Genomic DNA, 15,654 nt, shown 5'->3' on the forward strand with positions numbered 1-15,654 from the left:
TATTCACAAATGTCTCTTGCAAGGGACGTCGGAGGAGCGTCGCCCCTGACCCTCGGAAGGCTTTGCAGCAGCACGCGCCCGCAGCCATCCGACGCCTGACGGATGAATTTGCTGATCTTTTGTTTGACTTGTAACTATTTGTTCGACACGATTCGGAAAATACATTGGCGCAAGAATGGTTATCGCCCCGGCGATGCGCCGACAAGAACCGCCACAGCTTTCACCAGGGAGAGCAGCACCATTCATAACAAAGTTCAACTTGCCGATACGCGTCGGACGAGTTGCGACGGGCTTCGAATCCACATCAAAAAAGGGGAAATCAATGCACAAAAAACGTCTTGCCATAGCGGTCTCGTGTATCGTCGCCGGTCTGGCTTCGGCTTCAGCCGCAGCCCAGTCGAATGTGACGGTGTATGGCGTGGCTGATGCTTTCATCGGCTACGGCAAGACCGGAGACGCCAAATTCACCGGTGTGCAAAGTGGCGGCTGGGCGGGTTCGCGCCTCGGCTTCCGCGGCACCGAAGACCTGGGCAACGGGCTCAAGGCGGTGTTCACGCTGGAGTACGGGATCGAGCTCGACCAGAACGCAGGCCTGGGTGCAGCCCCCAACCTTTCGCGGCAGCAGTTCATCGGCCTGCAGGGCGGCTTCGGCTTCATCGGTCTCGGTCGCCAGTACCACCCGGGCTACTACGTGTTCAAGTACGACGCCATCGTTCCCGTGCCGATCAGCCCGCAGTTTGCGTTGGCGGCTGCCGCCGGATCGAACCTGGTCGCAGGTGGACCCGCCCGCGTCAGCAACTCGATCAACTACAAGTCGCCGAACTTCGGCGGCCTGACGCTCAACGCGATCTATGGTTTCAACGAAGTCAACCAAGACGACGACCGCCGGAAAGGCGACATCGCAGCGATCGGCGCGGAGTACGCAAACGGCCCGCTCGCGATCGGCCTGATTTACAGCCAGGTGGAGGAACACGTCGGCGACGAGGACAAGCGCGAAGCGTATATCGGCGGTTCTTACGATTTCGGCATGTTCAAGCTCGCCGGCTCATATCAGCGCATCGAGGATGCGACCGCAGCGCAAGACACCGACAACGTCTGGCATATCGGCGGCACCGTGCCGATCGGCACTTCGGGCAAATTCTCGGTGGGCTACGGCCGCCTGGACGCGGATACGGACGACAGCGACGCCGACTCGTGGGCGGTGGTGTACGCCCACTCGCTGTCGAAGCGCACGCTCGCCTACGCCGGCTACGGCCACATCAGCAACGACGACGGACGGGCGGTCCGCTCCCCGTCGTTTGTCAGCGCGGCCAACACTTCGCTCGGCGACACGAGCCGCAACCTGATGATCGGTTTGAACCACTTGTTCTGATCGTCTCCTGACCGGAATCGACGGGCGCCACGGCGCCCGTTTTCATTTGCAGTCTCCGCTTCGATGCCCGGACGGGCCAAGCGATCGGGGGATGAGATGGACGCCGAGCTTCGTCGCCGAAGGTTCGGAAACCGGTTGCCGTTCGAAGGCGTTCATTTCCTTCCGCCATTGTTTGACGTCAAACAATTTGCTCTCTATACTTCGAACCACCCCTTGATTGCCACGGACACGCCAATGAATATCAGGACGAAGGTCGAGCAGTTGTGCGCCAGAATGCATGACGCGCCGCAGTTCCCGACGCAGGGCCTGACCCTGTTCGTCGATCTCGAACGCCGCGAGACGCGCCGCAAATACCTGCCGCGCGACGTGCTGCAGACGTTCCTCGGCGGCCGCGGCGCGAACATGTACCTGCTCTACAACCTGCTGCAGGAAGAACGCGACGCCCTCGACCCCGAAGTGCCGCTGATCTTCGGCGCGGGCACGCTCACCGGCGACATGCCGGCCGCGACGCGGGGCAACTTCACCAGCCGCTCCCCCGAAAGCGACGCGATCCTCGACACCAACGGCGGCGATTACTTCCCGTCCTTCGTCAAGCGCCACGGCTACGACCACATCGTGCTGTACGGCCTGGCACCGCAATGGACGCTGCTGCGCATCGCGCACGACGAAGTCCAGTTCCTCGACGCGACGCCTTACGTCGGCCTCGACAACCTCGAGATCCCCGGCGCGATCGAGCGCGACTTCGACTGCACCGAACGCAAGGACATGGCGCTCGCCCGCATCACGAGCGCTGGCGAAAACCTCGCGCTGTGCAGCGGCATCATGGGCGGCATCAAGGCGATCTGGGCGCGTGGCGGCGGCGGCGCGAAAATGGGCGCCTTGCGCCTGAAAGCGATCATGGTGCACGGCAAGCCGGACGAAGCGCCCAAGGTCGCCGAACTCAAGGCGCACAACAAGGTGATCGGCAAGAAGATCACGTCCACATCGGTGATCAAGAATGCGCTCAAGCAGGTCGGTACGCCGTTCCTGTACAAGCCTTCCCGCGTGCTCGGCGCACTCGGCACGATGAACAACCAGAAGACCGCGTGGCACGAGACGCTCGACGCCGACAACTTCGATCCCTACCGCCCGGGCATGGACGGCTGCTTCAAGTGCCCGGTGCATTGCCGCAACCTCAACGACATGACCCCCGAAGGCAAGGGCGGCTGGGGCTCGGCAGCACTGAAAGGCCTCAAGGGCAACGCCAGCTACGACAAGGCGCAGGCCGACGTCGAACACGGCAAGCAGCGCACCTATAACGGCATCCGCGGCGACGGCAAGTTCGACCAGTACGACAAGGGCGACGGCCCGGAGTACGTCACCGTCGGCAAGTTCGGCCCGATGATCGGCCTGAAGGAGCCGGAGCACATCCTGCGCCTGAACAACATCCTCAACGACCTCGGTCTCGACTCGGCCTCGACCGGCAGCGCGATCGCGTGGGCGATGGAACTGTGGCAGCGCGGCATCATCGACGCCAGTCACACCGGCGGCCTCGACCTGTCGTGGGGCAACTACGACACGGTCGAGAAGCTCCTCTTCATGACCGCGAAGCGCGAAGGCTTCGGCGACACGATCGCGGACTCGTCGCGCGCCGTCGAGCGCGGCAAGTACCCGAAGGAAGCGCTCGATTACCGCATGGCGGTCAAGGGCCTGTTCCAGTCCGACCCGCACGACGCGCGCATCCTCAAGGCGTTCGCGCTCGGGCTGTCGGTCGCGACCCGCGGCATGGACCACCTCAGGAACCGCGTCACGCTCGAAATCAACGCGCGCATCAATGATGACGCCGCATTCAAGACGCAGCTCTATGGCGGCGCCGTCGCGCCCGAACCAAACGGCTACGGCGGCAAGGAGTTCGCCGTGCGCCGCTGCGAAAACACGTTCGCCGTCGGCGACTCCGTCGGCATGTGCCGGTTCAACACCAAGCTGTTCAACTCGCCGACGACGCCGGACTGCAGCGACTTCGCGACACAGGTGTCGACGGCCACCGAGGTGACGCTCAGCGCCGATGAGCTCAACGAGATCGGACGCAACATCACCGGCATCGAGCGGCTGCTGAACTTCCGCTTCGGCCTGCGCGCGAAGGACGACACGCTGCCGCGGCGCTGGTTCGACGAGGAAATCGAAGTCGGTCCGTTCAAGGGCGAGAAAGTCGATCGCAAGGAGTTCGAAGCGATGAAGTCGCGCTTCTACACGCTCACCGGACTGAACGCCGAAGGCGTGCCGAGTGCCGACTGGCACCAGCAGCTCGCCCGCACAATGACCGGCTTTGCGGTCCGCGTCGAACTGCCGAAGGCGATTCCGGGTGCGCCGGACAAGCACATCGTCATCGACGAGCCGGTGTCGAACGTGATCGCGCTGCGCGAGGCCCTGCGCCGGCGGTTCCCGGAAGCGCAGGAGGAACTCGGCGACCATTCGTGGAATGTCGCGGTCAATGGCCGCATGGTGCTGTCGGGCGAGCGCGAGACCGCGTTGAACGACGGCGACCAAGTGACCCTGGTGCCAATCATCGCCGGCGGCTGAGCCCACGCCCTGGGCCGCCGATCGCCGCGGCCGGACCATAAAGAGCGCCACAGCGCCCCGCCAGCAACGGGGCGCTGCGCTTTTGGGGGCCCGGATCGGCGAGGCCCCGCGTTGCCCATCCCGCCTGCTGTCACCACCCCACCTTTACCGATCGCGCCACTGCGGGTTCGTTGTCTATGATCAGACAAACGGCCCTGCCGACATCGCGAAGGAGACGGAATCATGCAGACGAAAGACGACATCGTGCGCCGGGTTCTTGCCGCACTCGAGCGCGGAGCGCATATCGATCCGGTCCTTCATCCGCTCGACGTGAGCGTTGCGACGGGCGTCGTGACCTTGTCAGGCGAGGTGCCGGGAATCGCGAGCAAGCGACGCGCGGTTACAGCCGCCACCGCGGTCGAGGGGGTGCAGACAGTCATCGATCGGCTGCGGATTGCCCCGGCCGCGGAAGCAGCCGACGGCGCGATCCGCGACGCGGCGTGCAAACGGATTTCGCGGGACGTCGATTTCTCCAACTGCACGCTGCGGGTCCTGAGTTCGGGCCGCATGGAAGTGCTGCGCGACGCGAGTGTCGATCCGAGCGGCGCGATCGACATCGCCGTCGAGGATGGCGTGATCACGCTGAGCGGCCACGTCATCAGTCTGTCCCACAAACGCCTGGCGGGCGTGCTGGCGTGGTGGGCGCGAGGTTGCCGCGACGTGGACAACGCGCTCGAAATCAGGCCTCCCGAAGAGGACAATGACGAGGAAGTCGTCGAAGCGACGCGCCTCGTGCTCGAAACCGACCCGCTCGTGCATGCGGAGCAGATCGCCGTCGGCAGTCGCGATTTCGTCGTCACGCTCAAGGGCGTCGTCTCGTCGGACGACGAACGCCAGCGCGCCGAACTGGACGCGTGGTTCCTGCACGGTGTCAGGGGCGTGATCAACGAAATCGAGGTACGCTGAACCGGCCACCCGCCCGCTCGTCTGCCCGGCCCGCCGCGGTCGGGGCACCGCTCGATAACCCTCAGGAAATACACGTTTCAGCATGGCCAACGCCGAAAACACCGAGCGCATGCGCCTCGACAAATGGCTGTGGGCGGCGCGCTTCTACAAGACACGCTCGCTCGCGAGCCAGTCCGTCGAGGCCGGCCACGTCAGGCTCAACGGTCACGCCGTCAAGCCCGCTCGCGACGTGCGCCCGGGCGACACGCTCGAGATCGTCACGGGCGATGCCCACTGGTCAGTCGTCGTACGCGGCCTCAACGAGCAGCGTCGTCCGGCGCCGGAAGCACGCGAACTGTACGAGGAGACTGCCGAAAGCAGCGAACGGCGCGCGGCGGAAAAGGAAAGCCGCCGGCTCGCGCCGGTGCCGGGCAGCGATCTGCGCGGGCGTCCGACGAAGAAGGCGCGGCGGCAGATCAGGGGGTTCAACGAAGGCGGATGAAGGCGGCGCGCCTCACGCGTCCGTGTCGATGCGCCCGAGCGCCTCCGCGATCGCTTCCGCATTCGCAGGGCGGACCAGGCGGGCGACCTCCTTTCCGTCTTTCAGGAAGATCAGCGTCGGCCACAGCTTGACGCCGAACGAGCGGCCGAGCTTGCGCCCCTTGCCGTCTTCGACCCTGATATGCCGCACCTGCGGATGGCGGGCGAACGCAGTGGCAATCAGCGGCTGCGCCGCCTGGCAGTACCCGCACCAGTTCGCGCCGAACTCGACGACCGCAGGCTCCTGCAGCGCATCGATCTCGGCGCGCTCGGGCGCAGTCGCGGAATAGGCAGTGTTCGTCGTCATGGCATTTCCTTCCGGCAAAGTCTGGTGGCGGAAAGGTATCAAAAAACGGGCCCGAGGGCTCGCGAAAGCCGTCGGGCCCGCTTGGGCCGCTCTTCCGCGGGCTTTTGCACGTCGCATCAGCCCGCGGAAGGATCAGTTTTCAGAACGCCGTGCTCAGCGTCAGACGCGCATTGAGAGGCGCTCCCGGGCTGATGTTGTTGTCGCTGTGCGCAGTCGGGAAGTATTCCTTGTCGGTGATGTTCTCGACGTTGAGCGCGATCCGGGTCTTGCGGTCGTTGAAGGTGTAGTAGACCGCGCCGTCGACGCGGGTGAACGACGGCAGTTTCACGCTGTTCGTGAAGGACGTGTAGCTCGACGACTGATTGATCACGCCGAGACCGACGCCCCAGCCCTGCCCGAGGTCGAAGCGGTTCCAGATCGAGGTCATGTGATCGGGAACGAGCCCGACCTTGCGTCCTTTCGGCGCACTGGAGGTTGATTTCGTGATCTCGGAGTCGAGGTTCGCGTAGCCGGCGAAAACTTGCCACCACGGCGTCACCTGGCCCTGCAGACCGATTTCGAAGCCTTCGGTGCGCTGCTCGCCGGTCTGCACGAAGAAGCCCGGGTTCAGCGGGTCGGCGGCACGCACGTCCTCGCGATCGAGGCGGAACACCGCCGCCGACAACGTCAGCTCGGCCACGACATCCCAGCGCGCGCCGAGTTCGTAGTTGATGGCCTTCTCGGGCTTGAGGTCCTCGGTGGTGGGTGAGAGGCTCAGCTGTTCGCCGGCGGGCAGGAAAGAGTAGCTGTAGCTCGCGTAGTAGGTCTGCGTCGCCGTCGGCGTCCAGATCAGCCCGAAACGCGGGCTGACTTCCTCATCGGTGGTCGACAGGTCAGTAGGATTCGCCCGCTTGTCGTTGAAATCGACTTCGAACTTGTCGTAGCGCAGGCCCGCGAGCACTTTCCACTGCTCGTTCAGCGCAATCTGGTCCTGCAGGTAGGCGGCGTAAGTATTCGACTCGACGTTGTTGTTCGCGTCGCCCGCAGTCGGGATGAAACTGATCGCCGTCCCGAACGGATTGCTCGCCGGCACGGTATTGGTGCCGGGGGCGAACTGACCGCTCTTGCGTCGGCTGTCACTGTCCTGATAGCCGAGTTCGATACCGGCGAGCAGCGTGTGCTGCAGGCCACCGGTCGCGAACTTGGTCGTCAGGTCGGTCTGGTTGAAGACGTTCAGCCGGTCGTTCGAGTTGTTGTAGGCGGAGAGCGTGAGCGTTCCTCCGCCACTGATTGCGCTGCCCGCGAAGACGTTCTGGTAGAACTTGTCGTACTGCGCCGCGCGGAAGCTGTTTCGCAACTGCACGCCGCCGAAGTCATGTTCGAGGACTGCGGTGAGCGCATCCACTCCGGTGCGCGATTCGCTCTGGTCGGCGTTGCCGAAGAAGCGGCTCTCGCTGTCGTCGAACGGCCGGCCGTTGCGCGACGGCACGCCACGGTCGGCGGTGCGCTCGTCGCGGAAATGCTCGAAGCCGAGCGTCAGCGCGGTGGCGCCCCCCGGCGTGAACGTGATCGTCGGATTGATGCCATAGCGCTCGAGGTCGACGCCGTCGCGGAAGCTGTTGGCTTTTTCCGCCATCGCGTTCAGGCGCCACGCCGCCCCGTCGTTGATCTTTTCGCCGACGTCGACCGTGCCGCGCAGCTGATCCCAGCTGCCGACGGTGAGGCTGGCTTCACCGACATGGCCGAATACCGGCCGCTTCGTCACGCGGTTGACCACTCCGCCGGCGCCGCCGCGGCCGAACACCATGCCGCCGGGGCCCTTCAGCACTTCGACCCGCTCGAGGTTATAGACGTCACGGAAGATCTGCGCATCGTCGCGAATGCCGTTGACGAAGAAGTCGGCCGTCGTGTTGTTGCCGCGGATGACCATCTGGTCACGGTTGCCTTCACCCTGCGCCACCGTTACGCCCGGCACGTAGCGCAACACGTCGGACATGCCGCGCATCGCCTGGTCCTGGATCACTTCTCCCGGCACGACGGTGATCGACGCCGGCACTTCCTTCAACGGCGTGTCGGTCTTGGTGAACGTGGCCGAACGCGTCGCACGGTAGCCCTCGACCGGTCCGTCGGCCCGCTCGGCTTCGCCCTTGACGACAACCGGGACCAGCACCGCGTCGGCGGCATGCACAGCGACATGAGCACCGCCGAGCGCGGCGAACACCGCCACTGCCGCGGGCTTCATGCGGATCTTGAACGACATCTATCTTGCTCCTTCGTGAATCCTGGCTGGCTCGGAGAGATGTCGCCTGGCTTGCCGTTGACTGGGAAATTTGCGCCATTAACCCCGCCACCGAATACCGTTCGGGCTCAGGGCGGACGGTGGTATTTCGATTGCCGCCTTGACGAATGATGTCGGGCGTGAGGGCGTGAATGAGAACGCTTCGCATCATAAACGGGAAGCATTCTCAGTGACAAGTGGTTTCAATTGAGCGTCATCGCGACACCCACACCCTCGCTGACTTTGCGGCAGCGCGGTTTCGGGGCTGATCACGCTACGGGGCGCAGGGAATTGGCGGAGCTGAGAAAAGCGGACCCGCGCGTGCAAGCGGCGCGGCAGACCGCAGCAGAAGCGTTTCAGGCGCTGTGGAGCGGGTTCCGGCTCGCTATGGTGCGCAAACGCCGCCGTGCGATCCGAGTATCGGGTGTCCGCTCAGGACTTCGGCCACAGGATCATCTGGGTGCAGCGGAACAGCGCGAGCTTGCGCCCGGTCTCCTCGTCGGTCACGACGGCGTCCCACACCTGCGTGCTCTTCCCGAGGTGCTGAGCCGTCGCGACACACGCGATGCTGCCGTCCCTGACCGTGCCGAGATGGTTGCTCTTGAGCTCGATCGTCGTGAATGATTCGGCGCCGTCCGGCAGGTGCGCCATCGTACCGTAGCCGCAGGTGGTATCGGCCAGCGCGACGATGCTCGCCGCGTGGAGAAACTTGTTCGGTGCGAAATGCAGCTGCCTGACCGGCATCCGGCTGTTGAGCGTGCCCTGCTCCACCGACAGGATTTCGATGCCGAGATAGCCCGGCAGGTATTCGCCGCCGCGCTCGTTGAGCACGTCGAGTGTCACATCGGGGCGGAGTCGGCTCATTCACTGTCCTTGAGAAGAGGCCCCGGCGACGCGGAGGCCCGGAAATCCGATTGTCTCGATTGTCGCGTGCGGCCCGCTCTCGAAAAAACGTCGCGCCGCCTCAAGTTTTCTTGTCCCCGTCGGGGGGGCGGAAACGGCAAAGCCGTTTTCTGGCGGCGTTCAGAACGGCAGCCGGCGCCTCGGAGCTTGGGCAGGCTTTTCGCTGCGCGCAGGGGGAGCCGCCTTGACCGGCTTGCGCGGCAGGTTCATCTCGTCGCGCGCGAACCGGACCTTGCCTTCGAGTTCGCAACCGCGCATGCCCGGCGAACATACCGCGCCCTGCACCCGCTGACAAATTCCCTCCAGATCGTGAGGACAGCTCCACGCACTCATGCTCGAACACTCCATTTCCAGTATCGAAGGACCTCGCGGCACGCCCGCGAACAGGGATTTTCGGTTGCCCGGCCCGATTTGCCGAATCGTGCCGCCGTCGTGGCGGCACGCCACCATCAACATCCGGCCTCCGCTTTGGGACACCAGCCTAGCGCAAGGGGCGCTCCGCCTCAAGGATCGCGCCGGAGAAAAAGTCGGCGACCACAGGTACCAACGATGACATCGGTCTGCCCGAAACGCTCACCGCAACGCCCGGGCGATGAAATGGCGGTGCACGCGAGGGCGCGGCACGCGATCGGCAAACCAGCTGCGCACGTCTTCGTCGAGACCGATGCCGTGCATGTAGTTGTACAGCGCCTTGTTCAGCGCAACCCCCAGCATGTCGTGGTCGACGCCCGTCGGGTCGAGGAAACGCACGTCGTTGCGCGCGAACGATGCCGGCGGCAGCGGCGCCAGCGTGACACCGTACCTTTCGGGCTGCTGGCCGACCGGCGAGTGCACGGTGCAGGCGAAGCGATGGAAGAACCCGGACTGGATGCAGCCCGCTGCGAAGAGCTGGCGCACGTATTCGAGCGCATCGACGGTGTCCTGCACGGTCTGGGTCGGAAACCCGTACATCAGGTAAGCGTGGACGAGGATGCCGGCTTCGCTGAAGCCGTGCGTGACGCGCGCGACCTGCTCGACCGAGACGCCTTTGTTCATGAGTTTGAGCAGGCGGTCCGATGCGACTTCGAGACCGCCGGAGATCGCGATGCAGCCGCTGTCGGCGAGCAGCCGGCACAGCTCGGGCGTGAACGATTTTTCGAAGCGGATGTTGCCCCACCACGAGATCGCGCGGCGGCGGTCGAGAAGCTCCTGCGCGAGCGCCTTCAACGCTTTCGGCGGCGCGGCTTCGTCGACGAAATGGAAACCCGTCTGGCCGGTCTCGTCGATGATCGCCTCGATGCGGTCGACGAGCGTCGTCGCGGCCACGCCGTCGTAGCGCGAGATGTAGTCGAGGCTGACGTCGCAGAAGCTGCACTTTTTCCAGTAGCAACCGTGCGCGACGGTGAGCTTGTTCCAGCGCCCGTCCGACCACAGCCGATGCATCGGGTTAAGCATGTCGAGGACCGACAGGTAGCGGTCGAGCGGCAACCCGTCCCAGGTCGGCGTGCCGACTTCGGCGAACGCGATGTCGGCTTCGCCGATGTCGATATAACGCACCGTCGCATCGTCGTCGCGCACGAACGTGCGCACCAGCCGCTGCCGCGAACGCCTGCCGCCGAGGTGGTCGAGCAGCGCGAGGATCGGGCGCTCGCCGTCGTCAAGCGTCACGTAGTCGAAATAGTCGAACACCCGCGGCTCGCTCAGTTCGCGCAGCTCGGTATTCACGAATCCGCCGCCCAGGACCGTGACGATCGCCGGATCGTGTTGCTTGATCGCCTGCGCGATGCGAAACGCCGCGTACACCGCACCCGGGAACGGCACCGACAGCAGCACGAGCTGCGGCGCATGGCGGGCGATCGCCTCGAGGGTCAGCGCCCGCAGCGTGCGGTCGACGAGATTGAGCGGCGCCGCGAGGGCTTCGGCAAGCGGATCGAACGTTGGCTGGCTCTGCGCCAGCGATTCGGCGTAGCGCACGAACTCGAAGCGCGGGTCGACGGCCTCGCGCAGCACGTCGGCGACGTCGTTCAGATACAGCGTCGCCAAGTGCCGCGCGCGGTCCTGCAACCCGAGCGCACCGAACGCCCACGCGAGCGGATCGCCTCCGTCCGGATCGACATAGACGTCGAGCGCGTCGAAGCGCGAACCTTCGGGCAGGAAGCTGCGCCCGGCGATGCGGTGCGCGACAGTCGGATCGCGTCCCTGCAGGAACGCGATCGCCGGTCCGATCGTCGTCCGGTAGCGGTCGAACTGCGCGACGAAAGCCTGCACGCGTGGCGGGCGTTCGCGTTCGGGCGTCGCTTCGATGCCGTCGCGGATCGCCGTGAGCCCGTCAGCGGAAAACAGCTCTAGCACGAGCGCCAGCGCAAGATCCTCCTGCACCGCGTCGATGCCGCGCGAACGCAGGAAGCCGGTCAGGTACGCGGTGGACGGGTACGGCGTGTTGAGTTGCGTCATCGGCGGAATCACCGACAAAACGCGCAAGGAGGTGTCTGAAATCATGGCAGGAGAGCCTGTCGGGAGGACCGGATCGGTAACCGGGTCGCGAGGGACGCGCGCCGACGACTGCGACCGGCATGATCCTTCGGAAATCGCCGCAAGGTTTGCGCTGGGCTCGGGCCGCACATTCTAGAGGCAATCATTGCGCCCTGACAGCGCGCAGCGAAAGGAGACAGTGGTGGCAGGAAGTCAGGTCGTTCCCCCGCCGCAGACAGACATCGTGACAATCCTGTTCGGCGCGTTCGACCGCCACAACTTCGGCGACCTGCTGTTTCCGCACATCGTCGCCGCGATGCTCAACGACCGGAATCCGGTGTTCGCCGGCCTCGTCGACACCGATCTGCGGCATTTCGGCGGGCACGCGATCCGCGCGATCGGGCCACTCGCGGCGTCCTGCGGTGAGCGCCCCGTCAAGCTCATCCACGTCGGCGGCGAGATTCTCACGTGTGGCGCGTGGCACGCCGCGGTGATGCTGCTCCCGCTGCGGGACGCGCACGCAGTCGTCGCCCGCCTCGACCGGTGCCCGGAAGAGGCCTTGGAATGGGCACTGGAATGGACGCAGCGCCGGCTTGGCACGCGGGCGTTCGCGCCGTATTGCGTGCCGCGCGATCTTTTCCCCGGTGCTCGCGTGATCTACAACGCCGTCGGCGGCGCGGGCTTTGGCGAGTGCGACGAGGCAATGCGCGCCGAAGTCCTCGCGAATCTTCGCGCTGCCGAGGTGGTCGGGGTGCGGGACCGCGAGACGCTCGCGCAGCTCGCCGCGGCAGGCCGCCCCGCCCGGCTCGTGCCCGACTCCGCGGTCATGGTCGCGGCGCTGTTCGGTGAGCGCATTGCCCGGCACGCACGCGTCGGCGAAGTCGCGCAGATCCGCGCGGCGTTCCCGCAAGGGTATCTCGCGATGCAGTTCAGCGCCGACTTCGGCGACGACGCCACGCTCGACGCAATCGCCGCCGGGCTCGAACAAAGCGCGCGCTCGAGCGGTTACGGCGTCGCACTGTTTCGCGCCGGCGCGGCGCCGTGGCACGACGACATGGCCTGCTACGCGCGGCTCGCCGCGCGCCTGCGGGCGACACCGGTGAGGATTGTCGAATCGCTCGACATCTGGGACATTTGCGCGCTGATCGCGGCGAGTCGCGGCTACTGCGGCAGCAGCTTGCACGGCCGGATCGTCGCAATGGCTTTCGCGCTGCCGCGCGTCAACCTGCTCCACCCGGCCGCAGACGGGCGGCCCGGCAAGCCGGCAGCGTTCGCCGCGACGTGGGAGCCACCGCAAGTGCGTGCGACAGTCGCAGTGGACGACCTCGCCGATGGCATCAGCAACGCGTTGAACGCCGACCCGGAGCGGCTGCGGCAGACCGCGCGCGAACTCGTCGAACGCTATCGCAGCGAGTTCGACGCAACCCGGCAGCGGCTCGGATGAAGCGAGCGGTGCGGGGTCTCAAGAAACAGCTTCCATTCGCCATTATTGGCTCGTCAGCTAATTACCGTTCGGGCTGAGCTTGTCGAAGCCCTGGCAGCGCCCTTCGACAGGCTCAGGGCGAACGGCCTCGGCTGTTTCTCCGTCTCGGTTTACCTCGCCACGGCGGGGCTTACTTCGCTCAGAAGGCAGCAGGGTCGAAGCGGATCAGCGGCCCGCCGGCTTCCCGCACCGCCTGCGAGCACGCTGCCGCCTGCGGGCCGAAGCTTGCGATGTAGAAACGTGCGAGCTCGACGAGGCTCGCGAAGTAGACCGGGTCGCCTTGGCCAGCCGCGAGCCGTCGCCGTGCGGCGAGCGCGACGCGGGCCATCTGCCACGCGCCGCACGCGATGCCGAGCAGATGCAGGAACGGCACTGCGCCGGCGAGCACTTCGGCAAAGCGTTCCTTGCCGTTCGCGAGCACCCACTCGGCCGCCCGTTCGACGGCGACGATGCTGTCGGCAAATCGGTCGGCAAGCGACGCCAGTTCAGCGTCTTCGCGCAGCGCATCGGCAGTTGCGTGCAGATCGACGATCAGTTCGCGCAGCGTCTCGCCGCCTTCGCGCAGGATCTTGCGGCCGATCAGGTCGTTCGCCTGGATGCCGGTCGTGCCTTCGTAGATCGTGATGATGCGCGCATCGCGGGCGAACTGCGCGATGCCGGTCTCCTCGACGAAGCCCATGCCGCCGAACACCTGGATCGCATCGCTGCAGACCTGCTGGCCGACTTCGGTGCACCAGCCTTTCGCGACCGGCATCAGCAGGTCGACGTAACGCCGGCATTTGGCGGCGAACGCGGCGTCCGGATGATGCTCGGCGACGTCGAACCAGCCGGCGGCGGTGTACAGCAGCGCGCGCATCGCCATGACTCGCGCGCGCATCGACAGCAGCATGCGCTTGACGTCGGGGTGATGGAGGATCGGCTGGCCGGCCTCGCCGGTGATCGCGTCGCGCCCCTGCACGCGTTCGCGCGCATAGCCGAGCGCGAGCTGGTAAGCACGTTCGCCGAGCCCGGCCCCCTGCACGCCGACGCCGAAGCGCGCCTCGTTCATCATGATGAACATCGTCTCGAGGCCGCGGTTCGGCGCGCCGACGAGCCAGCCAACCGCCCCGCCGGCGTCGCCGTAGCTCATCGTGCAGGTCGGGCTGCCATGGATGCCGAGCTTGTGCTCGATCGCGATGCAGCGCACGTCGTTCCTCGCGCCCGGATTGCCGTCGGCGTCGAGCAGGAATTTCGGCACGAGGAACAGCGACAACCCTTTGACGCCCGCCGGCGCGTCGGGCAGGCGGGCGAGCACGAGGTGGACGATGTTGCTCGTCAGTTCGTGCTCGCCGTACGAGATGAAGATCTTCTGGCCGAACACGCGAAAGCTGCCGTCGGCGGCAGGCTCGGCGCGCGTGCGCGTTGCGGCGAGGTCGGAGCCCGCCTGCGGTTCGGTGAGGTTCATCGTGCTGCCCCACTCGCCGCTGACGACCTTGGGCAGCCAGGTCTGCTTGAGCTCGTCGCTCGCGGCGATCAGCAAGGCTTCGGCCTGGCCGACATTCAGCTGCGGCAGCATCGCGAACGCCATGTTCGTTGCGAACCACATCTCCCACACCGGCGTCGATACGAGCTTCGGCAGGCCCTGTCCGCCGAATTCCGGCGGCAGCGACAGGCCGGTCCAGCCGGCTTCGACGAAGCGGTCCCACGCCTCTTGCCAGCCGTCGGGCGTGACGACGCGCCCGTCAGCGTCGAGCCGGCAGCCCTGCATGTCGCCCGGGAAATTGATCGGCGCGAGCACGCCGGCGGCGAACTTGCCGGCTTCGATGAGGATCGCCTCGACAACGTCCGGCATCGCGTCCTCGAATCCGGGCAGCGCAGAAACCGCGTCCTGGCCGGCGAGCTCCCGCAGGATGAAGTGCATGTCGCGCAGCGGCGCAGCGTAGTCGTGCATGGTGGCAACTCCTGCCGGCGCAGGGCCGGCCAAACGGGCTCAGGGAAGCGCTGATTTATTCCGTTCACCCTGAGCTTGTCGAAGGGCATTCCCTGCAACAACAAGGGCTTCGACAGGCTCAGCCCGAACGGTTTTGATTTATTAATCAGCGCTTCCTTAGCGGGGCGCGAGGCGGATCGCGCCGTCGAGGCGGATCGTCTCGCCGTTGAGCATCGCGTTCTCGACGATCTGGCGCGCGAGCTGCGCGTATTCGGCCGGCTCGCCGAGGCGCGGCGGAAACGGCACGGCTTCGCCGAGCGAGCGCTGCACGTCTTCGGGCAGACCCTGCATCATCGGCGTCAGGAACAGGCCCGGCGCGATTGTCACGACGCGGATGCCGAAACGCGCGAGTTCGCGCGCGATCGGCAGCGTCATCGACACGATGCCGCCTTTCGACGCAGCGTAGCCGGCCTGGCCGATCTGGCCGTCATACGCGGCGATCGACGCGGTGTTGATGATCACGCCGCGCTCGCCGCCGGCGTTCGCCTCGCCGTTCGACATCGCGTCGGACGCGAGCCGGATCATGTTGAAAGTGCCCACCAGGTTGATATTGACGATGCGCGCGAACATGTCGAGCGGATGGGGGCCGTCGCGGCCGAGCACTTTCGCCGCGCTGCCGATGCCGGCGCAGTTGACGAGCCCGTTGAGCGCGCCGAAGCGTTCGATGGCGAGCTCGACGCAGCCACGCGCATCGGCATCCGACGCGACGTCGGTGCGGTGAAACCCCGCACGGGCGCCGAGCTCATCGGCGAGTTTTTCCCCGCCGACGCCGTTCAGGTCCGCGATGACGACATTCGCGCCCGCAGCGTGGAACGCGCGCGCCGTCGCTTCGCCGAGCCCCGACGCACCTCCGGTGACGATAAAAGTGCTGCTTTCGAGTTTCATCGTT

General features: G+C 65.9%; 12 protein-coding genes. 5 read left to right on the forward strand and 7 right to left on the reverse strand.

The features are described 5' to 3' along the window. Positions 1 to 175 precede the first annotated feature (175 nt). The 4 genes from PA01_15660 (at position 176) to PA01_15675 (ending at position 5,357) form a co-directional block, all read left to right on the forward strand. A complete protein-coding gene (locus tag PA01_15660) occupies positions 176 to 1,372 on the forward strand; it encodes a porin (protein ID KON79881.2) in 1,197 nt (398 codons plus the stop codon). 234 nt (positions 1,373 to 1,606) lie between these two features. After that, positions 1,607 to 3,931 (forward strand): MoaD/ThiS family protein, encoded by a 2,325-nt coding sequence (locus tag PA01_15665; protein KON79882.1) that lies wholly within the window; start codon positions 1,607 to 1,609, stop codon positions 3,929 to 3,931. A gap of 222 nt (positions 3,932 to 4,153) precedes the next feature. Then, positions 4,154 to 4,876, forward strand: coding sequence for a BON domain-containing protein (locus tag PA01_15670; GenBank protein ID KON79883.1), 723 nt, complete (start codon positions 4,154 to 4,156; stop codon positions 4,874 to 4,876). A gap of 82 nt (positions 4,877 to 4,958) precedes the next feature. Further along, on the forward strand, positions 4,959 to 5,357 hold the full coding sequence (locus PA01_15675; protein KON79884.1) for a S4 domain-containing protein: 399 nt from the start codon (positions 4,959 to 4,961) through the stop codon (positions 5,355 to 5,357). A 12-nt stretch (positions 5,358 to 5,369) separates the two neighbouring features. Here PA01_15675 and PA01_15680 read toward each other — a convergent pair whose 3' ends face one another. The 5 genes from PA01_15680 to PA01_15700 all read right to left on the reverse strand — a co-directional run bounded on the left by PA01_15680 (position 5,370) and on the right by PA01_15700 (position 11,340). Further along, positions 5,370 to 5,702 (reverse strand): thioredoxin family protein, encoded by a 333-nt coding sequence (locus PA01_15680; protein KON79885.1) that lies wholly within the window; start codon positions 5,700 to 5,702, stop codon positions 5,370 to 5,372. A 139-nt stretch (positions 5,703 to 5,841) separates the two neighbouring features. Beyond that, entirely contained in the window at positions 5,842 to 7,941 is a 2,100-nt protein-coding gene (locus tag PA01_15685; protein ID KON79886.1) for a TonB-dependent siderophore receptor, read from the reverse strand. 450 nt (positions 7,942 to 8,391) lie between these two features. Continuing rightward, positions 8,392 to 8,823 carry a PaaI family thioesterase gene (locus PA01_15690; GenBank protein KON79887.1) on the reverse strand — a complete coding sequence of 144 codons (432 nt, stop codon included), beginning with the start codon at positions 8,821 to 8,823 and terminating at the stop codon, positions 8,392 to 8,394. A gap of 159 nt (positions 8,824 to 8,982) precedes the next feature. Then, entirely contained in the window at positions 8,983 to 9,195 is a 213-nt protein-coding gene (locus tag PA01_15695; protein KON80392.1) for a hypothetical protein, read from the reverse strand. A gap of 240 nt (positions 9,196 to 9,435) precedes the next feature. Beyond that, the gene (locus PA01_15700; GenBank protein KON80393.2) at positions 9,436 to 11,340 is read right to left on the reverse strand and encodes a radical SAM protein; all 1,905 of its coding nucleotides are present in this window, start codon (positions 11,338 to 11,340) and stop codon (positions 9,436 to 9,438) included. 175 nt (positions 11,341 to 11,515) lie between these two features. Between PA01_15700 and PA01_15705 the strand changes: the two genes are divergently transcribed. Next, entirely contained in the window at positions 11,516 to 12,757 is a 1,242-nt protein-coding gene (locus tag PA01_15705; protein ID KON79888.1) for a polysaccharide pyruvyl transferase family protein, read from the forward strand. Between the two features lie 178 nt (positions 12,758 to 12,935). On the opposite strand, the gene PA01_15710 is transcribed toward PA01_15705, so the two are convergent. Continuing rightward, positions 12,936 to 14,726, reverse strand: a complete 1,791-nt coding sequence (locus PA01_15710) for an acyl-CoA dehydrogenase (GenBank protein KON79889.1) — start codon at positions 14,724 to 14,726, stop codon at positions 12,936 to 12,938. 156 nt (positions 14,727 to 14,882) lie between these two features. Beyond that, positions 14,883 to 15,650: a 3-hydroxyacyl-CoA dehydrogenase gene (locus tag PA01_15715; GenBank protein KON79890.1), complete on the reverse strand. Its 768-nt coding sequence runs from the start codon at positions 15,648 to 15,650 to the stop codon at positions 14,883 to 14,885. Positions 15,651 to 15,654 lie beyond the last annotated feature (4 nt).

It is taken from the genome of Azoarcus sp. PA01 (assembly GCA_001274695.2).
Classification (GTDB): domain Bacteria; phylum Pseudomonadota; class Gammaproteobacteria; order Burkholderiales; family Rhodocyclaceae; genus Aromatoleum.